Genomic DNA, 20,453 nt, shown 5'->3' with positions numbered 1-20,453 from the left:
CAATTTTAATTATGTACCCGATAGTTATGTATGCCTTTAAGCATACAAAGAGGGAAATGAATACGAGCACCCCGCTAAAGTTACCCACTTATTCATTTCTGCGACAGGACTCCTGTCCTTGGGTCGGTGAAATTACCTCTCGCAAGCTCAAACACCAAAAACCCCGATGGAGACCGATTGAAACTCTGCCAAAACCTGCAATCCTGTATCTACCCCAGTAAAGCGGCATTAATACCGGTAACGCTATACTGATACAGTCGCAGCATTCTCTTACAGCCGGCAGTCACAGTTACTTCATTAAGTCGTGCTACAAAACACTTCCCGCATCATCCCGATCAAACGCAAAGTACGTGAGTCTCCAACCCGATAGTATACCCGATTTGCGTCCTTGCGCGAGGCAAGAATACCTTTATCTCGCAAAATAGCCAAGTGCTGCGAAATGTTACTTTGGGAGGTCCCCACCATGGAAACGATATCCTGTACGCTCACTTCCTGATCACCCAGGGCACAGAGTATTTTTAATCGTAATGGATGGGACATAGCCTTGATCGAGCGGGATGCTCTCTCAATATCTTCATCCCGTGTTATTAACGCTTCTTCATGCATATTTACCACCATAGTTCTGTTGCCCCACTGATTGTAGGCATATATCCTTCATGCTACGCATCGATGAGTTTTGTATGATAATTAACAATCATTACAAGAAATAAACTATAAAACAATATAATTCATTAGGTAATTACTAATATTACTAATTATTACACTTTTTAAATAAAACGAAACCTTGATTTACCTCGATTTAATCCCATTTTCTACCGAAAGCTCAGAGATTACCCAAAACAACTCTGTTACCTTTATGTATAATAACCTTTGTTTTCGAGACCCGAGTTTATTAAAATTAGCAGTTTAACCACGCTTGCAACCAGTTAAAGAGTTTTATGCCCATTGATCACAAGCCAGTCGTACTCATCGTTCTCGATGGGTGGGGATACAGCGAAAATCCTGAGAACAACGCCATTTATCATGCCAAGAAACCTACCTGGGACCGTTTGTGGAAACAACACCCCCACGCCCTGATCAAGGGTTCCGGCGCTGACGTCGGCTTGCCCACCGGACAAATGGGCAATTCGGAAGTAGGGCACCTGAATCTGGGGGCCGGACGTGTGGTGTACCAGGAATTTACCCGAGTCAGTCGTGCCATTCGAACCGGCTCCTTTTTTAAAAACCAAACTCTTACCGATGCAGTTGATTTGGCAAAAGAAAATGGCAAGGCGGTACATATTATTGGGCTGTTATCAGATGGTGGGGTACACAGCCACCAGGAACACATTCAAGCTATGGTCCAACTGGCTCACCAACGGGGAGCCAAAACCATTTATTTACATGCCTTTTTGGACGGTCGCGATACCCCGCCAAAAAGTGCGACAAAATTTCTGGAAGAAATGATGCAGTGTTTCCAGGAGACCCCTTCGGCCCGCATAGCGTCCATAGTTGGCAGATATTACGCCATGGACCGGGACCACCGCTGGCCCCGCGTCAAAGCCGCTTACGATTTGCTCACCTCCGGCACAGCCGAGTATGAAGCAAAAAACCCTCTCGAAGCATTGGAAATGGCCTATGCTCGGGGCGAGACCGACGAATTTGTCAAACCCACCCGCATTATCGATACTAACGGCAAACCGGTGTGCATCAACGACGGTGACGTGGTCATTTCCATGAATTATCGCTCCGACCGCGCTCGCCAAATCACTCGCCCATTCATAGAGACCGATTTTGCTGAGTTCGATCGCGTCAGCACACCGAGCCTGGGTGATTTTATCAGCCTCACGGAATACAGCTCGGAGTTCGACGTCCCCGTGGCCTTTCCACCGGATCGTCTGCAAAATGTGTTCGGCGAATATATTGCTTCTTTGGGATTACGCCAATTGCGCATCGCGGAAACGGAGAAATATGCTCACGTCACCTTCTTTTTTAACGGCGGCACCGAAACGGCTTCCGAAGGCGAAGATCGTATTTTGATAAACTCCCCTGATGTAGCGACCTACGACTTGCAACCGGAAATGAGCGCCCCGGCACTTACCGAGAAACTCATAGAAGCTATTAAGAGCGACAAATACGACACCATCATTTGTAACTATGCCAATCCCGATATGGTGGGTCACACCGGCAACTACGAAGCGACAGTAAAAGCCATTGAAGCCTTGGACGCCTGCCTGGCTAAAGTGATAACTGCCTTGGAACAAGTGGGGGGTGAAGCGATTATCACCGCAGACCACGGCAATGCGGAACAAATGCGCGACAAACAAACCGGTCAATCGCACACGGCGCATACCAGCAACCCGGTACCTTTGATTTATGTGGGTCGACCGGCCACGCTGGTCCAAAGTGGCGCATTGTCTGATGTGGCGCCCAGCCTGCTGTACCTCATGGGTTTGGACAAACCACCGGAGATGGGTGGAGATTCCCTGATCACCCTGGCAAGAGATGGAACGCCTAAGTTACATCCTGTTGAGGATGCCAGTAACGATCGGAAAATTGGTTAGAACCCCTCCCACCGTGGTTAGCCTTATGCTGGCCGTGGGTCTGTTAGCAAACAATGCCGGCGCATCACCGGAGTCGAAACTCGACACGCCATCCGTACAGGAATCTGATGCAAAACTCGAGACGCTACGCCGCGAAATTGGACAGATTCGCCGGTCTTTGGAACAAAGTAAGCAGCATAAGATTCGCGCGGAAAAACAATTACGCTACACCGAACTGGGCATCAGCAAGGTCAACCGCCTGTTGCAGGAGCTGCAACAGCAACTGGATCAACAACAAGGCCGACTGAAACAACTGAACCACACCCAGCAAACCCTGCAACACAGCCTCAGCAACCATACCCAGGCCATCGCCCGACACGTGCGCACCAGTTATCGCCTGGGTCGGCAACCTTACATCAAATTGCTGTTGAATCAGCAAAACCCACAGAAAGTATCGCGCGCCTTGCGTTATTATGATTATTACAATCGCGCCAGACTGGAACAAATTCAACGCTGGCAAAATGATATAAGCTCCTTACGCCAAACTCGTAACGCTATTGTCGATAAAAACCAGCAGCTCCAGGCTCTGCAAGAGGAACGGCTCAAAGAGAAACAACACATAGGCCAGCTGCATGTACAGCGGGCCCAATCGTTATTGGCATACCGGAAAGAGTTCGATGAAAAAAAACTGGATCTTGAAAAGCTATTGCAAAACGAGCAAGAGCTGCTAAATCTGGTCCAAACCATTCGAATCCAACCACCGGATCTACAACAACGTCCCTTTGACCAGCTAAAAGGACAGTTACCGTGGCCCACTATAGGCAATCTAAAGGCGCGATTTGGCAGCTCTCGCCATATTGGCGACCTAAAGTGGCAAGGCGTATTAATTGGCTCCAAGTCCGGCCAAGCGGTTAGAGCGATCGCTGCGGGGCGCATTGCGTACTCGGATTGGTTGAGAGGTTTTGGCCTGCTGGTCATTTTGGACCACGGCAACGGTTACATGAGCTTATATGGTCACAACGAAAGCCTGTACAAGGACACCGGCACCTGGGTACAACCCAGTGAGGTCATAGCCTCGGTGGGCTCCAGCGGTGGACAACAAAGCAGCGGTCTGTATTTTGAACTTAGACATAAAGGAAAACCTGTCAATCCCGCTAAATGGCTTAAGAATCCCTGATTCACCTCCGGATGAACAGATGCGAGCACAGATTTGTTTGTACAAAACGAAAAACGCAGGAATATTTCCAAGTTTTTCAACGCTTCAGCGCTCCTTAACGACATCCGTGCAAACAAGGAAGCGCTTGGCAAAACTGCGCTCAGAAGTTAATCAGTGCTGCTTAAATCACCTTTTTGCGAAGGTTTCATTGGCATTCCATATTGATTAATGTCTAAAATAAATGTACAAGATAAGTTTCTGCTAAAATTTGGGCCAGGCAAGGTAATAACCTTCGACATTACAACGGATTACAACTTCATTTGTTTATTAACTTGGAAATCACATGAACTCTACGACTAGCAAAATTCTTCTACTCACCACCGGTTTGTTGCTGGGGATCACTTTGACCATAGGCCACAGTGTCTTTGCGGACAAAAACCGTGCCGCTGCACCCGCCCTGCCCTTAAACGAGTTACGCAGTCTCACGGAAGTGTTTGGCCGCATCAAGCAGGACTACGTAGAGCCCGTAAGCGATAAGACCTTACTGGATAATGCCATTAAGGGCATGCTGTCAGGTCTGGACCCGCACTCCAGCTATTTGGATGTGGAGGGTTATAAAGATTTACAAGTGAATACCACGGGAGAGTTTGGCGGCCTGGGCATTGAAGTGGGAATGGAAGATGGTTTTGTTAAGGTCATCGCTCCCATAGACGACACCCCGGCTCAACGGGCCGGCATCCAGGCGGGAGACTTAATCGTGCGGCTGGACAGCCAGCCGGTCAAAGGCTTAACCCTGCACCAAGCGGTCAATATCATGCGCGGTCGGGTGGGTACCGATATTTTACTGACCGTAGTACGAGATGGCTCGGACAAACCCCTGGAAATCAAGATTACCCGTGACACCATCAAGGTGCGCAGCGTGAAACACAAAACCCTGGAAGAGGGCTTCGGCTATGTGCGTATTTCCCAATTCCAGTCCCACACCGGGGATAACCTGGAACAGGCGATTAAAAAACTGCGCAAGGAATCCAAGAAATCCGGCGGCCTTAAAGGTATGGTGCTGGATCTGCGCAACAACCCGGGAGGGGTTTTGCAGGCGGCTGTGGATGTGAGTGATGCCTTTTTGAAAAGCGGCTTAATTGTATATACCAAGGGCCGGGTTCCCGATTCTGAACTCAAATTCAATGCCACCGCCAAGGATTTATCAGGCGGTATCCCTGTCGTAGTGCTGGTTAACGGCGGTTCTGCATCCGCCTCTGAAATTGTCGCCGGTGCACTGCAGGACCACAAACGTGCCATCATCATGGGCAGCCGCACATTCGGTAAAGGGTCCGTACAAACCATACTGCCACTGCAAGGCAATACCGCCTTAAAACTAACAACCGCGCGTTATTTTACACCGTCAGGCCGCTCGATTCAGGCGGAAGGCATTCAGCCGGACATTGAGCTGGCCCCGTTAAAAATATCCAGCACTGAAGAACAAGGTGCAGGCCGCCTCAAAGAAGCGGATCTGGCCGGTCGCTTGGATAACACCAATAAAAAATCCAAGGACAAGAAAGGCGAGAATGATAAGCAAGACAAGAAAGAAGATATTTTGTCTCTAGCCACCAGCGACTATCAACTGTATGAAGCATTGAATCTGCTAAAAGGTATACATATTCTAAAACGATGAAAAAAGTACTGGTACCGCTGGCTCAAGGCTGTGAGGAACTTGAGGCCATAACCATCGTGGATTTACTACGTCGGGCCGGCATTGAAGTCACCACGGCCGGTCTGGACAACACCACGATAAAGGCCAGCCGGGGCTCGGTACTCGTAGCAGACACCACCTTAGACCAAGCACTGGAACAGGACTATGACATGATTGCGCTGCCGGGCGGCTTACCCGGCGCCGATCACCTCAGGGATGATGCCCGAGTGATTGAATTGCTGCAATACATGGCACAACAGGATAAGTATATTGCCGCCATATGTGCCGCACCGAAAGTACTGGCTAAAGCAGGCCTGTTATCCGGCAAATGTGCCACCGCTTTTCCAGGCACTCTGGAAAAACTGGGCCTGAACGATATCCAAATTCAATCCGCACCATGGGTACAAGACGGTAAAATGATTACCTCGCGGGGCCCCGGAACAGCGATGGATTTCGCCTTACGGCTGATAGAGGAACTCGAAGGGAAGCAGTGTCGGGATAATGTAGAAAGCACCTTACAGCGCCCTTGACTTTATTCACGTTAATTGCCTAAGCAGAGCTGCACTGGCATACGCACCTCAAACTCTGTACCAAAGCCCGGCACACTCTCCACCTTGATACTACCCCCCAGCATTTCACAATATTGCTTACTAATAACCAAGCCCAGCCCGGTTCCTCCATAGCGGCGAGTGGTGGACTCATCCCCTTGCGAAAAGGGCTTAAACAAACGTGCGAGCTGCTCTTGAGTCATGCCAATACCGTTATCCTTAACAGTCACCACTAACATTTGGTGTTCCAAGGTCACATACAATTCCAAACGCCCATTTTCTGTAAATTTGGACGCATTACTGAGCAAATTGAATAATATCTGACGCAGCTTGACAGCATCCGTCTGTACTTCGTAGATTCCATTGGTGGCATAGGAAACGCGGTTTTTACGTTGCGACACCAGAGGCTTGATCACTTGCAGAATCTCGCGAGCCAGGGCATCCACATTCACACGCTCAAAGTACAGTGACATTTGTCCCGCTTCTATTTTGGACAGATCCAGAATTTCATTAATCAAGTGCAATAAATGATTGGCGGCTGCGTGAATCTTTTCCAAATCATCAATGGTTTCCTCGTCACCGTTGACTTCACAGTCTTCCGCCAACAACTCACTGTAGCCGATAATGGCATTGAGAGGAGTTCGTAACTCGTGACTCATTTTCGCTAAAAATTGTGACTTGGCTATATTGGCGTCCTTCTCACTTTCAACCGTCACACGTAAATTTATATTGTCTCGAATCATTTTGTCCAAGTGGCGTATCAGAAAATAGACAATGATGTATATGGAAAAAAAGACTCCCGCCAATACCGTGGCAAATCGTAACTGACTCTGTTTGACCTTGTCGTATTGATCGGTGACATCACTGTACACCTCAAATACCGCCACAACCGCTGTGCCCGACTGGTCAGCCACCGGAAGAAAACTGGATAAAATATATCGATCTTTTACCACTTTACCGTTTCTAAAACGAAATTCACGATACTGCGAAATGTGGGTCAGTAACTTACCTTTGGAGGATTCGAGAACTATCCCCAGTTTGTCCGGATGTTGCGACTCACTGTGATCTTTGAGAGTGGAATACAGTGTGTATCCCTCCATGTTGTGCAATTCTACTGCCAGCACATTGGTTTCACGAATCAGCTCCAACACCGCTTCATCCATGACTATCTGCGCCATACTCAACCAGGACTTATCAAAATCCGCATTTTTGTCCGCCGAATGCATCAAACCCCTGATTTGAGGCCATAACACATTGGCCATCGTACGCCCCAAAACCACATTACTCTTTTCCGAGTAGTGTTCAATATCACTGTGGGCTACCAAACCGTACATCCATGTTAATAGCATAATGATTACCAACGCCAATGGTATCCCGGCGATCATCCAAGCCTTGGAAAGTCTTAACATATTGAATTGTTTGTTTTTATAGAACGGCTAATTTTTTAACGATTTTTTAAGATTACGGCCACGGAGAGAGAAAACTTTAATATTTGAATCAACTATTTAACGCCGGTCTCCCGGCCACGCGAAAATCAGTATTAACGCGCCCAAGCCACCTAACATCCAGGTCAGCACAGGCGCGTTGGCCCAAGTGACGGGCGTGTAGGTTTGTGAACTTTGCAGCAGCACAATAGCGCCCAAAATCAGGCTGGCACCGACAATGACTTTGACAATACGGCGATTGGAACGGCGTACTTCTCTTAGCAAACGCGCCATGTGTATTTCTGCTTGGGAGTTGTCACGCGGTGATTGCAGGTTGTGTAGAGTTTTGTACATTAAGGTGGGTAATTCCGGTAGTTTTTCGGTCCAAAAGGAAGCGTTGTCCTTTACGCCGGATACCAAGGAACGAAGACCGATTTGTTCGCTCATCCATTTTTCCAAAAAGGGCTTAGCGGTTTGCCACAAATCCAACTGTGGATACAGGCGCCGTCCCAGGCCTTCAATATTCAGCAGGGTTTTTTGCAACAAAACCAGTTGCGGTTGCACCTCCATGTTAAAGCGGCGCGCCGTTTGAAACAGGCGCAATAACAAATGACCAAATGAGATCTCACTTAGCGGACGTTCAAAAATAGGCTCACATACCGTGCGTATGGCCGATTCAAACTCATCCACCCGAGTATTACCCGGTACCCAGCCGGATTCCACGTGCAATTGGGCCACTTTGCGATAATCTCTATGGAAAAAAGCCAGGAAATTCTCCGCCAGATAGCGCTGGTCCTGCGGACCCAATGTCCCCATAATGCCGAAATCCACGGCCAAATACATCCCCTGGGGTGAAACGAATATATTCCCCGGATGCATGTCCGCATGGAAAAAGTTGTCTTGAAAAACCTGGGTAAAAAATATCTCTACCCCATCTTCCGCTAATTGTTTCAGATCTACTCCCTGCTCACGCAATGCATCGATATCACTGATAGGGGTACCGGAAATTCTCTCCATAACAATGACATTTTTGCGTGCCAAGGGCCAATGAATCTCGGGAACATATAGAATATTGGAGTTGAGAAAATTACGCCGCAGTTGTGACGCTGAAGCCGCTTCGCGCATCAAGTCCAGTTCGTCCAATATGGTTTTCTCGTACTCCCGCACGACCTCCACCGGACGCAAGCGTCGACCATCCGACCAATAGGTTTGCGCCAACTCAGCCAAAGTATATAACAGGGCCAGATCCCGTCTTATGGTGGGCTCTATGTCCGGGCGCACCACTTTGACTACGACTTCTTTGCCATTGAGCAAACGAGCCGCATGAACCTGAGCAATGGAAGCCGATGCCAACGGTTGTTCATTGAATTCTAAAAACAGCTCGTCTATGGGTTGACTATAGGCCTGTTCCACAATGGCACGGGCTTGCGCCCCGGGAAAGGACGGCACTCGATCCTGTAATTTAGCCAGTTCCACGGCAATATCTTCCGGTAACAAATCCATACGCGTGGAGAGTATCTGCCCAAATTTAACAAAAATCGGCCCCAGGTCTTCCAGGGTACGGCGAATACGCTCGCCGCGGCCAATGGATTTGTTTCGCATCAAGCGCCAGGGTGACAGTAAAAAGATAAATCGTAAAGGACGAAACAAATGGGTAGCCAGGATAATTTCACCCAGACCGTGGCGCACCAAAACACGGTTGATACTGATAAGGCGAAAAAATTGCGCCGGAGCTCCCACTTAATTTTTCCCTGTTTGGCTGTCGTTTCGATTTGCTTTGAAGGCTGATTGTTGCAGTTTGTTCAATCGTGCATTGAGGCGATCCACATCAGCGCGCAACACATCCACATCTGCCAGATATTTTTGAATTTCATACGGAGAAGGCAAAACCTGGATTTCCTGCTGAGCGTACTCCACGACGTCTTCGCTCAGGGTACTGAGCGTGTTACGACCCCAATGAAAAACATTGTGAAACAGGCTTCCGACTTTATGCGCGACGATGTCGCCGGTAACTCTGGATAAAAGCTCTTCCCAGTCGATATCCATATTACGCAGTATTTTTTGAAATTGCTCGCCTGTTTGAATTTCACCTTGCAGGGTAACATCGCCCTTAAACAAAGCATCACTGCCCTGGCGCTGCAGCCCCATCGCAGCAAACGCCACGGAGCCGGCACGTAATTCGGTATTCACGAAACCTTCGTAGTAGGACACCACCTGGATCGGGTCGCCGAAAATAAAATACAAACGGATATCCAGATCAGTAACACATAGTGCCAGCACTTTTCCCTGCAATAACTGCAGTTGCGCCGCACTATCCGAGTCCAGCTGTAACACAGCCCTCACTCCCTGCTCTATTGCCTGGGCAAATGTGCTGTGCAACAGACTTTTACCGGCGCTGCTATGTTGAGCCGCCTTATTCATCGGAGTTCACTCACTAGCTGCTGTATGGATTTTCTAGATTCGTCGTGTTCAAACAAATCCGGTCGATACAACACCACACTGCGAGCCATTTTGTCATGAAAACCCTGGTTTTTTGCATCCCACAGCATCCAGAAAAATCCCAGAAATAATACAAACTGCGACACATAATAACCGAAAAAACGCAATAGCACTTGTTTTGGCCCCAGACGCTGTAAGCTATGCATATCAACAACGGTGCACCCTAATAACAATTTGCCGGGGGTACCACTAAAAAAGAGCCAACAGAACCCGCAAAACAGCAAAGCAAAAACAATTTGCGCAGTGAACTGCCAATAGCCCTGCCACTGCCATACTCCGATTAGGGAAAAAAGCACAAGCAGCAACAGCCCGTCTAGCACGGCAGCCGCACTGCGTCGACCAAACCCAGCGTAGGAAATGGCTGTGCCTGAATTCAAAACTTATATCCGGTGTGCAGAGCCACAATCCCACCGCTAAGATTATGGTAATCGCAACGCTCAAATCCGGCATGTTGCATTTTTTCTTTCAGCGCCTGTTGATCCGGATGCATTCGTATGGACTCAGCCAGATAGCGATAACTGTGCTCATCATTGGCCACCAGCTTTCCTATGAACGGCAGCACTTTGAACGAATAGATATCGTAAAGAGGAGCTAAGCCTGGAGCAACGGGTTTGGAAAACTCCAAGACCAGTAACTTGCCGCCCGGCTTTAACACTCGATACATGGATAGCAGAGCTGCATCAATATCCGTTACATTGCGCAAGCCAAAGGCGATGCTGATGCAATCGAAGTGATTATCAGTAAAAGGGAGGCATTGCGCATTGGCTTGCACATAGCGAATGTTTCCTACCAAACCCTCATCGGTGAGACGAACCCGACCTTGTTGCAACATGGACTCATTTATGTCTGCCAGCACCACTTCGCCCCGAGGGCCGACGCGCTGTAGAAACTGGCGAGTGAGATCACCGGTGCCCCCGGCGATATCCAGCACCCTATGGCCCGGGCGAATGGAAGCGGCCTCGACGGTAAATCGTTTCCATAAACGGTGTACACCCATGGACATCAGATCGTTCATGATGTCGTACTTGGAGGCTACAGAATGAAAAACTTCGGCGACTTTCCCCGCTTTTTCCTCTACAGGGACACTTTGATAACCAAAATGGGTTTGTGCTTTTTCTTTTTCTTGATTCATAATTTCAACACGGCTCCCCGTTACCGTAGTTAAACAGTATGTGGCCAATAAAGGGCGAGCTGGCAGCTCTATAATATGAGGTTAAGCCTTGCGTTTGTGTCCCGCTTGCTGCAACCGTTGCAAATAGTCCTGCCACAATGCTTCCTGGCTTTCCCCCATTTCATACAAGGTTTCCCAGGAGTATATACCGGTGTCATGGCCGTCGTCGAATACCAGTTTTATGGCATAGTTACCGATAGGCTCTATAGCTGTGATATTCACTTGCTCTTTGCCCAACTGCAATACTTCCTGGCCAGGTCCATGACCGCGAACTTCTGCGGAAGGGGAATACACGCGAAGAAATTCACAGGATAAAGAATAGCGCTTGCCGTCATCAAAGGCGATTTCCAGCATGCGGGATTTTTGATGTAAATTAATATCTGTAGGTCTTGCCGTGGTCACGATGTACTACCTCTGTTATTGAAACCGGCTTACAAGATGTACCGGCTTAGGTCCTCATCCATGGACAAGGCACTCAATTGCTCGTTAACGTATTCCGCGTTGATTTCCAGAGTTTGACCGCCGCTGTCCGAGGCATCAAAGGATATTTCCTCTAACAGACGCTCTAACACCGTATGTAAACGCCGGGCACCAATGTTTTCAGTGCGTTCATTCACCTGCCAGGCAATTTCCGCGATACGAGCCAAACCTTCCTGGGAAAACTTCAATGTCACGCCTTCGGTTGCCAACAAAGCGGAATACTGTTCGGTGAGCGATGCATCCGGCTCGGTCAGTATGCGGACAAAATCCTCCACCGTTAAAGCCGAGAGCTCTACCCGAATGGGGAAACGTCCCTGCAGTTCGGGGATCAGATCCGAGGGTTTGGCTAAATGAAACGCACCGGAAGCAATGAACAGTATATGGTCCGTTTTAACCATACCGTGCTTGGTACTGACCGTGGACCCTTCCACCAAAGGCAGCAGGTCCCGTTGCACGCCTTCGCGGGACACATCCGGGCCACTGCTCTCGCTACGGCGACAGATTTTGTCCATTTCATCCAAAAAAACAATACCATTTTGTTCTGCATTGGCGACGGCACGCAGTTTAATGTCTTCTTCATTAAGCATTTTTGCCGCTTCTTCATCCGTCAACAGCTTAAAGGCATCACTGATGCGTAATTTCCGGGTTTTAGTACGGCCGGAACCGATATTTTGAAACATACCCTGTAGCTGGTTGGTCATTTCTTCCATACCGGGCGGCGCCATAATCTCAACCCCTACGGGGTTTGCTGTTAATTCCACTTCCACTTCTTTGTCATCCAGCTCGCCTTCGCGCAGTTTCTTACGGAATTTTTGTCGTGTGGTGGATTGAGCCTCGGCGAAGGTTTCCGCTTCCGGAGCAAAACTCATGCTTCGAGCCGGAGGCAGTAAAATATCCAGTATGCGCTCTTCAGCGGCCTCTTCAGCACGATGACGTACTTTAGCCATCTCCGACTCACGACTCATTTTGATGGAAATATCCACCAGATCCCTTACTATAGATTCTACATCTCGCCCTACATAACCCACTTCGGTAAATTTAGTGGCTTCCACCTTAATGAATGGAGCATGAGCCAACTTGGCCAAACGTCTGGCGATTTCGGTTTTACCCACGCCAGTGGGCCCAATCATGAGTATATTTTTGGGCGTAATTTCCGATTTAAGGGCATCGTCCACCTGGCCACGACGCCAACGATTGCGCAAGGCAATGGCAACCGCTCTTTTGGCATCGGCCTGGCCAATAATGTGTTTATCCAGTTCCTGAACAATTTCCCGTGGGGTCATTTGCGACATAATAGAATTCTCGTCTTGTGCTGACTATTTACTAACTGATTTCCAGCTCTTCAATGGTGACATGTGTATTGGTAAACACGCAAATACTGGCAGCAATGGCCAAAGATTTCTGCACTATATCCAGAGCATCCATTTCTGTGTTCTCCAGCAAAGCTAAAGCGGCTGATTGGGCATAGGGCCCTCCGGAACCAATGGCGATAAGACTGTGCTCCGGTTCAATTACATCTCCGTTCCCGGAAATGATCAGGGAGGTAGTGTGGTCAGCCACGGCCAGTAAGGCCTCCAAGCGACGTAACATGCGATCTGTCCGCCAGTCTTTTGCCAATTCCACTGCGGAACGGGTCAAATGTCCGTGGTGTTTTTCCAGCTTCGCTTCAAAGCGTTCAAACAAGGTAAAGGCATCCGCCGTACCGCCTGCAAAACCGGCGATTACCTTGTCATGATACAAACGCCGCACCTTACGTGCGTTCCCCTTCATTATCGTGTTGCCCAAAGACACTTGCCCGTCACCACCGATGACGACCTTGTTACCCCGTCTCACACTAACGATGGTGGTTCCGTGATATTGTTCCACTTACTGGTCCTTTTTCTTTGCCGCTGCATTCTACCGCATCCTTAATACAATGGGTGGAATCGGCATGTTTTTCAATAGTCGCCGCTAAAAAACCATTTCCTGGCTATTTTTGTGGTTTATTTCGCCGAGTTTTGGCTCGCGGATGGGCTTGATCATAAATTTTGGCCAAATGCTGAAAATCCACATGAGTATAGATTTGAGTCGTTGATATATCGGCATGTCCCAACAATTCCTGTACTGCCCGCAAATCACCACTGGATTCCAGTAAATGACTGGCAAAGGAATGCCGCAAACGATGGGGATGCACCCGACTGTCTAAACCCTGGCGTTCACCCCAGGTTTTCATACGTTGCTGTACGCTGCGCTGTGAAATGCGTGTACCGCGCCTGCTCACAAACAGTGCCGGCTCGTCCCCATGCGCCCATTGCGCACGAACTTGCAGCCACTGCTGCAGGCTATTCAAAGCAAAACGCCCTAAAGGAACCAAACGGGTTTTTGAACCCTTACCCAGAACGGGTAATAAGGATTGCTGAAAATCCACACGGTCACAATTCAAACCCACCAGTTCCGATAAGCGCAAACCGGCGCCGTACATGAGCTCCATCATAGCCTGATCGCGCAACTCCACCACGCCGGCGGTCTCCAAATCCAATAATTGCACCATCTGATCCACATCCAATGGTAGGGGTAATTTGCGCCGGGCTTTGGGTGCACCGACTCCCACAGCCGGATTATGCTTTAGCACGCCTTCACGTTGCAGGTACGCAAAAAATTGTCGAATGGAAGAAAGCTCTCTTTGCAGACTGCGCCCTCCCAAACCGCAACGATGACGCCAAGCCACATAGGCCCGTACTTGGTGCGCGTCCAATTCCAGTAATGGCTTATTGTGTTGTTCGAGATAACCCAGCAACTGGTCCAAATCGCGACGGTAGCTACTCAAGGTATGTGGTGAAAACCTTTTTTGATGCTCTAGATAACTGATATAACGATCGAGAGCATCGAGAACAGCTGGAGTGTGGTGGCTCACACCAGTGTTACTTGCGCGCAAAACGCGCCAAGGTTTTGCCAATCAGCGATGACATTTGATTCAAATAGACCGTACCCATGCCGGCGTAGAAGCGGGTCGCGTCGTAGCTGCCAATGGCGAGAACGCCCACCGGTCGCTTGGCAACTAAGGGCAATAAAGCCATAGAGGCAATTTTTTCTGCGCGGCCTTTAAATAGAAATTCCCGTTGGCGATCGTTAAACCGCCCCACCATGGCGCCGCCGTCCTCCAACAATTTGGCAAACTGCGCTCGAAATTGTCTGGAGTCTACTCGGGTACAGGATGAAATATCGGCCAGTTGTTCATCCAGAATCAGCAGATTCACATCGTCTGCCAGAAAATCCTTACGCATGCTGTGTTGCAGCATTTCGGCCAATTGGTTGGCGGCCTGAACCTGAATCAGATCCAGGGTAAAACGGTAAACTTGGCGACTCAGTTTTTCATTGTCAGCGGCAATTTGCAGAAAATCATCTAATTGTTTTTGCAGGTGTTCATTTTTATCTCTCAATACAGCCACTTGACGTTCCACCAGAGAGACGGCACTGCCACTGACATGGGGAACGCTCAGCTCCGCCAACAACATGGTATTACGTTCAAAAAAATCCGGGTGCTGTCGTAAATAACTGACCACTTCTTTTTCTTGAACCGGTGACCGTTCTACATTTTGACTTGTCTGAATACTCATAACGATATCCGCCCTTCAAATACACTTTGCGCCGGCCCTGTCATCCATACAGGCTTCTCTTCAAACCCCCACTGTATTACCAAATCGCCGCCGGGTAAACTGACATTCACGACTTCATCCAGCAATCCCCATTTTCGGCCCAATACCACCGCAGCACAGGCGCCGGTACCACAGGCCAGGGTTTCTCCCACGCCACGCTCATAGACCCGCAATCGAATATGGTTTCGATCCAAAATCTGCATAAAACCCACATTGGTACGATTAGGAAAACGCTTATGGCTTTCTACAGCAGCGCCTACCTTTGCCACCGGTGCGGCATCAACGTCTTCCACGTGAATTACTGCATGGGGATTACCCATGGAAACAACCCCAATAGTAACACTATCCGGCATGGAAACCTCTCCCGGCTTGGTGGCCACCAAGGCAGTTTTTTGGGGGTTACGGTCACCCGACAAATCCGCTGACAATCCTAAAACATAGCGGTCTTTGCGCACCTGTGCAACAAAAGGCACATCATCCGGTTCGAACACGGGCATCCCCATATTGACTCTGACCTGCCCGTCTTCCTCCATATACAAGACAATGTTCCCGGATTTCGTTTGTACTTTCAGCTCTTTTTTATCGCTCAATCCTTTGTCATGAACAAATCGAGCGAAGCAGCGGGCACCGTTACCGCATTGCTCCACCTCCGCACCGTTACGGTTATAAATACGATATCTGAAATCCGTATTTTCCGCCTGCGTTGGGGCCACTATCAAAACCTGGTCACAACCAATACCCGTATGACGATCGGCGATCGCCCGCACCTGCTGCGTGGTTAAACTTATTTTCTGGTTGATAGCGTCAATGACAACGAAGTCATTACCCAAACCATGCATTTTGGTAAATTGTACTTCCATAATGGTAATTACGACCCCTCGTCTATCTATGCCAATCGCCTGACTTGCCGCCGCTTTTTGAGTGTAGACCGATTTCCTTCATCACCATGCCTTTGTCCACCGCCTTACACATGTCATATATGGTCAACAATCCAATGTTCACCGCAGTCAATGCTTCCATTTCCACACCGGTTTGTCCGCTGCAATGAACTGTGGCGATACAGCCCACCGCATGTTCATGTTCCAATAACTCAAATTCTACGGATACTTTGCTGATACTTAAGGGATGGCACAAGGGAATCAAGTCAGCGGTTTTTTTCGCTGCCATAATTGCTGCAATACGAGCCACCGCCAAGACGTCACCTTTTTTGTGGCCGCCACTGCGTACCAGCTCAAAAGTTTCGGCTTGCATGCAAATTTTTCCGCCCGCCACGGCTTGGCGTTGCGTTACCGCCTTATTTCCCACATCCACCATATGGGCTTTTCCGTCTTGATCAAAATGGGTTAATTTATTCATTTTACGCAACTTTTATCCTTAAACACCCAACGCGAATCATCCTGTGGTTAATAATTGCTTACAATCAACTATTATTGGTGAATAGTAGCAGGTATTGCAATGGCGGTTGTACGCAAATCCAAGGAACTTTTTGCCTGGCTCCGGTCACAATAGGATGAAGTTATAGTATATTTTGCACCAAAGTATCCAGTACGAATTCATTAACGGTAGAGGATGCATTATGGCTGTTACCGCAAAATTTTTCGCCAGTTTGCGTGAAACGCTGGACTTGGAACAGACTGTCGTCAATTGCACTGACGGCACTACGGTTGCCGATGTTTGGAAAAACGCCACCAAAGGCGCGGATATGCCACCCAATACCTTAATAGCGGTTAATATGGAGTATGTGGATACGGAATTTAATGTCAGCGACGGTGATGAAGTAGCATTTTTCCCGCCGGTCTCCGGCGGCTAAACATCTGCTGACCCGTACTTGACTAAAGCATATCCAAAATCGTTTACATCCCGGATATTGAGCCCTTGCGGTTAAACCTCTAACAATTGCGGTATCACGAAAATCCTGCGTTAATAACACACACAAGCAAAAGAGGCCTATGAAAATTGAGCTGAAGGAACAAACGTTTGACCCCTGGCAGGAACTGCAATCTTATCAGTCTGAGCTGGATAAACAGAAAGGCAAAATAGGCGCATGCTCCTTATTTGTAGGAACCATGCGTGACTTTAATGCCGGCGATGAGGTAAGTGCCATGTTTTTGGAGCACTACCCACAAATGACATTACAACACCTGGAAAAAATCGCGGCAGAAGCATCTCAACAGTGGTCATTGGAAAACGTGTTCATACAGCATCGTTTCGGGCATATTGACCCTGGTGACACTATCGTATTAATCGCCGCTTGGTCCGCGCACCGGGATGGAGCGTTTCAAGCCTGTCGATTTATTATTGAACAACTGAAAAAACGTGCGCCTTTTTGGAAAAAAGAAACTCTGTCCGATAGCAGCCGCCGTTGGGTCCAACAATAGCGAGGGGAAGCTCTCCCCGGGTGTTTCAGTAATTGAAAACAGCTTCTAATCATGAACCGTCACGTGGGGTTTGTTATAGGCCATGGAGTCATCCACCGGGACAACCCGAATTTCAAATTCCATTTTCTCCAGATCCCCCATGACGTAGGTCGGTGCTGCACCCACTCCCCCCACTGTCCCCGGATTAATCAACCAGGTTTTACCCTGTTTCACAGTATCCAATTCCTTGATTTCCGCTCGATGATCATGGCCACAACAAACCAGGTCCCAATCGCCGGTGGTGCCCATCGCATGAGCATAGTGGGGATAATGTACCAGGAAGATTTTTTTACCTACCAGCTCTAAACCGGCATCCTGACCGTAGAACTCAATCACACTATCCGGTTCTTGTGCCAATTTGGACATATTGTACAAATCGCCGGTGTTATTTCCGTGGATGACGTGTACCGGAAGTCCGTGCTTCTGTAACACCCTTAGTGTAGTAGGAGCTACAACGTCGCCACAGTGTAATACTGCCTCAGCGCCGGATTTTTTCGCATCCAATACCGCTTCGTCCAGCAAGCGGCGGTTATCATGACTGTCAGAAACTATGCATATTTTCATTTGGTACAACTTATATATAGCTAATTAGAAACAAGGCTTCTCCGGAGCCGCTTCAAAACGTGTAACCGCTTCAATTATCTCCTGTTTTGCCTCATCCACAGAGGCCCAACCCTCTATTTTTACCCATTTATTGGCTTCCAAATCCTTATAATGTTCAAAGAAATGAGCAATTTGCTCGATTAACAAGGCCGGTAAGTCCGAAAGCTGTTGAACGGAGCGGAAGGATACACACAATTTATCAATGGGAACCGCCAGAATCTTTGCATCTGTCCCCGATTCATCGGTCATTTTCAACATTCCCACCGGGCGACATCGAATCACAGAACCACTGATTAAAGGGTGAGGCGTGACAACCAAGACATCGGCCGGATCACCGTCTTCCGAGAGGGTGTGGGGAATATACCCGTAATTACAGGGGTAATACATGGCCGTGTTCATGAACCGGTCGACGAACATAGCACCGGTGTCTTTATCAACTTCGTATTTTACCGGGTCGCTGTGGGCCGGTATTTCAATAATTACATTTACCTCATTGGGAACATCTTTCCCGGAGGTCACTCTATCCAAATTCATCGGTAACTCCAGCTTATGAATTGATCAAATAGATGACTTAGAACAAGAACAATCAAAGAAAAGGCTTGCTTAAAGACTTTCTTGGGCAGTTTTAGTTGTGTGAACAATTGTACCCCAGTTATGATAGCGGAGCCTAGTTTTTTGTCCGAGAGGAGGCCTACCTTACAATAAGGCACTAGGCAGGGAGGGGGCCGGTCCGTTAATCCGGCTATTGCGCCAGCGGTTGAGGCAAACAACAACAACGCGGAGGAAGTATCAGTAATGAACACTGTATCACTTATACCGCCTATCCTGGGTTCACTTGGGTTGGCCATCGCCTTTATCATCTACATGTCTGTAAAAAAACATCCCGCGGGTGAAGGCAAGGTCGCAGAAATCGGAGACCAAATTCATCTTGGCGCCATGGTTTTTATGCGACGTGAATACACCATGCTGGCCCTATTTGCCAGCGTCCTTATCGTGTTATTGTTTTTCTCCCTGGGTACAGGAACGGCCATTTCATTTCTCGTAGGCGCATTGTGCTCCGCAGGCGCGGGTTACATCGGCATGTACACCGCCACCAAAGCCAATGTACGAACTACCACAGCTGCGCATACACAAGGTGCCGCTTCGGCACTAACGGTTGCGTTTTTTGGCGGTTCCATTATGGGAATGACTGTGGCCTCTTTCGGCTTACTGGGCCTGGGCGTATTGTATTTGTTTTTCGGTTCGTCCCCGGAAACCGCCCACGTCATTCATGGCTTTGGCATGGGTGCTTCCACCGTTGCCTTGTTTTCACGTGTAGGCGGCGGCATTTATACCAAGAGCGCTGACGTAGGCGCCGACTTGGTAGGAAAAATAGAGGCCGGCATCCCGGAAGACGACCCCCGCAACCCGGGTGTCATTGCCGATAACGTTGGTGACAACGTCGGCGATGTTGCCGGAATGGGTTCTGATATATTTGAGTCCTATTGCGGCTCTATCATTGCCACTATCGCCATTGCCTCTACCATGTCGGCAGCGCTTATTGCCAAACTGGGCGGCGACCAAGGCGCACTGATGTTTCTACCCTTAGCTTTGGCCTCCGCCGGTTTATTGTGTTCGGCCATTGGTATTTTTATGGTGAAAATGTTTTCCGCACAAGCGCCGGAAAAAGCTTTACGCACAGGAACCATTGGCGCCTCCATAATCTTTATCATCGTCGCCTACTTCGTGATAACGGCAACGGGTGTTTCACCCAAGGTTTGGGGAGCCGTTTTGGCAGGCAGCGTAGGCGGTATCATTATCGGCCTGGTAACGGAATATTACACCGCTTCCACACCCGTTAAAAATATTGCCAAATCCGGGGAAACCGGACCGGCCACTGTCATGATTACCGGCTTGGCTGTGGGCATGCAATCGGTGGTGCTACCGTTATTAACCATTGCCGCCATTATTTACATCTCCACTTCTTTGGTAGATCTCTACGGCGTGGGTATTGCCGCCGTTGGCATGCTGGCAACGGTAGGTATCACCATGGCCATTGATGCTTACGGTCCGGTGGCTGACAATGCCGGTGGCATTGCGGAGATGGCTGGACTGGGAGAAGATACGCGTAAAATTACCGACTCTTTGGATGAGTTAGGCAATACCACAGCCGCTATTGGCAAAGGCTTCGCCATCGGTGCTGCCGCACTAGCCGCATTGGCAATCATCGCAGCGTTCGTGGAAACCGTGTCCCACAACATTCAGGGCTTTGAGATCAAGCTCAACAACCCTGAAGTGTTAATGGGCATGTTCATCGACAACATCTTCC

The 20,453-nt window shown here is 48.8% G+C and carries 22 protein-coding genes; 7 read left to right on the top strand and 15 right to left on the bottom strand.

Annotation, left to right across the window (positions count from 1 at the left end):
- Positions 1–297 precede the first annotated feature (297 nt).
- The gene (locus OEY58_17395) at positions 298–606 is read right to left on the bottom strand and encodes a metalloregulator ArsR/SmtB family transcription factor (GenBank protein MDH5327235.1); all 309 of its coding nucleotides are present in this window, start codon (positions 604–606) and stop codon (positions 298–300) included.
- 332 nt (positions 607–938) lie between these two features.
- Here OEY58_17395 and gpmI point away from each other — a divergent pair, with 332 nt between their 5' ends.
- From gpmI to OEY58_17375, 4 genes are all read left to right on the top strand, one after another.
- The gene (gene gpmI, locus OEY58_17390) at positions 939–2,543 is read left to right on the top strand and encodes a 2,3-bisphosphoglycerate-independent phosphoglycerate mutase (protein MDH5327234.1); all 1,605 of its coding nucleotides are present in this window, start codon (positions 939–941) and stop codon (positions 2,541–2,543) included.
- Positions 2,544–2,568: 25 nt separating this feature from the next.
- Positions 2,569–3,699: a peptidoglycan DD-metalloendopeptidase family protein gene (locus OEY58_17385; protein MDH5327233.1), complete on the top strand. Its 1,131-nt coding sequence runs from the start codon at positions 2,569–2,571 to the stop codon at positions 3,697–3,699.
- A gap of 322 nt (positions 3,700–4,021) precedes the next feature.
- Positions 4,022–5,350, top strand: coding sequence for a S41 family peptidase (locus tag OEY58_17380; GenBank protein ID MDH5327232.1), 1,329 nt, complete (start codon positions 4,022–4,024; stop codon positions 5,348–5,350).
- Positions 5,347–5,898 carry a DJ-1/PfpI family protein gene (locus OEY58_17375; protein ID MDH5327231.1) on the top strand — a complete coding sequence of 184 codons (552 nt, stop codon included), beginning with the start codon at positions 5,347–5,349 and terminating at the stop codon, positions 5,896–5,898. The genes OEY58_17380 and OEY58_17375 overlap by 4 nt, the downstream gene beginning before the upstream one ends.
- 11 nt (positions 5,899–5,909) lie before the next feature.
- Here OEY58_17375 and OEY58_17370 read toward each other — a convergent pair whose 3' ends face one another.
- From OEY58_17370 to moaC, 12 genes are all read right to left on the bottom strand, one after another.
- Positions 5,910–7,325 carry a HAMP domain-containing histidine kinase gene (locus OEY58_17370; protein MDH5327230.1) on the bottom strand — a complete coding sequence of 472 codons (1,416 nt, stop codon included), beginning with the start codon at positions 7,323–7,325 and terminating at the stop codon, positions 5,910–5,912.
- Positions 7,326–7,421: 96 nt separating this feature from the next.
- A complete protein-coding gene (ubiB, locus tag OEY58_17365) occupies positions 7,422–9,080 on the bottom strand; it encodes a ubiquinone biosynthesis regulatory protein kinase UbiB (protein MDH5327229.1) in 1,659 nt (552 codons plus the stop codon).
- On the bottom strand, positions 9,081–9,761 hold the full coding sequence (locus OEY58_17360) for an SCP2 sterol-binding domain-containing protein (protein MDH5327228.1): 681 nt from the start codon (positions 9,759–9,761) through the stop codon (positions 9,081–9,083).
- Positions 9,758–10,216: an RDD family protein gene (locus OEY58_17355; GenBank protein ID MDH5327227.1), complete on the bottom strand. Its 459-nt coding sequence runs from the start codon at positions 10,214–10,216 to the stop codon at positions 9,758–9,760. The genes OEY58_17360 and OEY58_17355 overlap by 4 nt, the downstream gene beginning before the upstream one ends.
- Positions 10,213–10,971, bottom strand: coding sequence for a bifunctional demethylmenaquinone methyltransferase/2-methoxy-6-polyprenyl-1,4-benzoquinol methylase UbiE (gene ubiE, locus OEY58_17350; GenBank protein MDH5327226.1), 759 nt, complete (start codon positions 10,969–10,971; stop codon positions 10,213–10,215). The genes OEY58_17355 and ubiE overlap by 4 nt, the downstream gene beginning before the upstream one ends.
- An 81-nt stretch (positions 10,972–11,052) precedes the next feature.
- Positions 11,053–11,415, bottom strand: a complete 363-nt coding sequence (locus tag OEY58_17345) for a DUF971 domain-containing protein (GenBank protein ID MDH5327225.1) — start codon at positions 11,413–11,415, stop codon at positions 11,053–11,055.
- A 26-nt stretch (positions 11,416–11,441) separates the two neighbouring features.
- A complete protein-coding gene (hslU, locus tag OEY58_17340; GenBank protein ID MDH5327224.1) occupies positions 11,442–12,782 on the bottom strand; it encodes an ATP-dependent protease ATPase subunit HslU in 1,341 nt (446 codons plus the stop codon).
- Positions 12,783–12,813: 31 nt separating this feature from the next.
- Positions 12,814–13,356 (bottom strand): ATP-dependent protease subunit HslV, encoded by a 543-nt coding sequence (gene hslV, locus OEY58_17335; protein ID MDH5327223.1) that lies wholly within the window; start codon positions 13,354–13,356, stop codon positions 12,814–12,816.
- A 103-nt stretch (positions 13,357–13,459) separates the two neighbouring features.
- A complete protein-coding gene (gene xerC / locus OEY58_17330) occupies positions 13,460–14,383 on the bottom strand; it encodes a tyrosine recombinase XerC (GenBank protein MDH5327222.1) in 924 nt (307 codons plus the stop codon).
- Between the two features lie 7 nt (positions 14,384–14,390).
- Complete coding sequence (locus OEY58_17325; GenBank protein ID MDH5327221.1) at positions 14,391–15,086, bottom strand: DUF484 family protein; 696 nt, start codon at positions 15,084–15,086, stop codon at positions 14,391–14,393.
- Positions 15,083–15,985 carry a diaminopimelate epimerase gene (gene dapF, locus OEY58_17320; protein ID MDH5327220.1) on the bottom strand — a complete coding sequence of 301 codons (903 nt, stop codon included), beginning with the start codon at positions 15,983–15,985 and terminating at the stop codon, positions 15,083–15,085. The genes OEY58_17325 and dapF overlap by 4 nt, the downstream gene beginning before the upstream one ends.
- Before the next feature lie 22 nt (positions 15,986–16,007).
- Positions 16,008–16,481: a cyclic pyranopterin monophosphate synthase MoaC gene (gene moaC / locus OEY58_17315; protein MDH5327219.1), complete on the bottom strand. Its 474-nt coding sequence runs from the start codon at positions 16,479–16,481 to the stop codon at positions 16,008–16,010.
- A 220-nt stretch (positions 16,482–16,701) separates the two neighbouring features.
- Here moaC and OEY58_17310 point away from each other — a divergent pair, with 220 nt between their 5' ends.
- Positions 16,702–16,935, top strand: a complete 234-nt coding sequence (locus OEY58_17310) for a MoaD/ThiS family protein (protein ID MDH5327218.1) — start codon at positions 16,702–16,704, stop codon at positions 16,933–16,935.
- Between the two features lie 139 nt (positions 16,936–17,074).
- Positions 17,075–17,503: a molybdenum cofactor biosynthesis protein MoaE gene (locus OEY58_17305; GenBank protein MDH5327217.1), complete on the top strand. Its 429-nt coding sequence runs from the start codon at positions 17,075–17,077 to the stop codon at positions 17,501–17,503.
- A gap of 45 nt (positions 17,504–17,548) precedes the next feature.
- On the opposite strand, the gene OEY58_17300 is transcribed toward OEY58_17305, so the two are convergent.
- Both OEY58_17300 and ppa read right to left on the bottom strand, forming a co-directional pair.
- Entirely contained in the window at positions 17,549–18,106 is a 558-nt protein-coding gene (locus tag OEY58_17300; protein ID MDH5327216.1) for a metallophosphatase family protein, read from the bottom strand.
- Between the two features lie 24 nt (positions 18,107–18,130).
- Entirely contained in the window at positions 18,131–18,679 is a 549-nt protein-coding gene (ppa, locus tag OEY58_17295) for an inorganic diphosphatase (protein MDH5327215.1), read from the bottom strand.
- A 261-nt stretch (positions 18,680–18,940) separates the two neighbouring features.
- Here ppa and OEY58_17290 point away from each other — a divergent pair.
- Positions 18,941–20,453: sodium-translocating pyrophosphatase (locus OEY58_17290; protein ID MDH5327214.1), on the top strand; the 1,513-nt coding region annotated here is incomplete at its 3' end.

The organism is Gammaproteobacteria bacterium (assembly GCA_029882975.1).
Classification (GTDB): Bacteria; Pseudomonadota; Gammaproteobacteria; order SZUA-152; family SZUA-152; genus JAJDNG01.
This window is presented reverse-complemented; position numbering and strand designations above follow the sequence as displayed.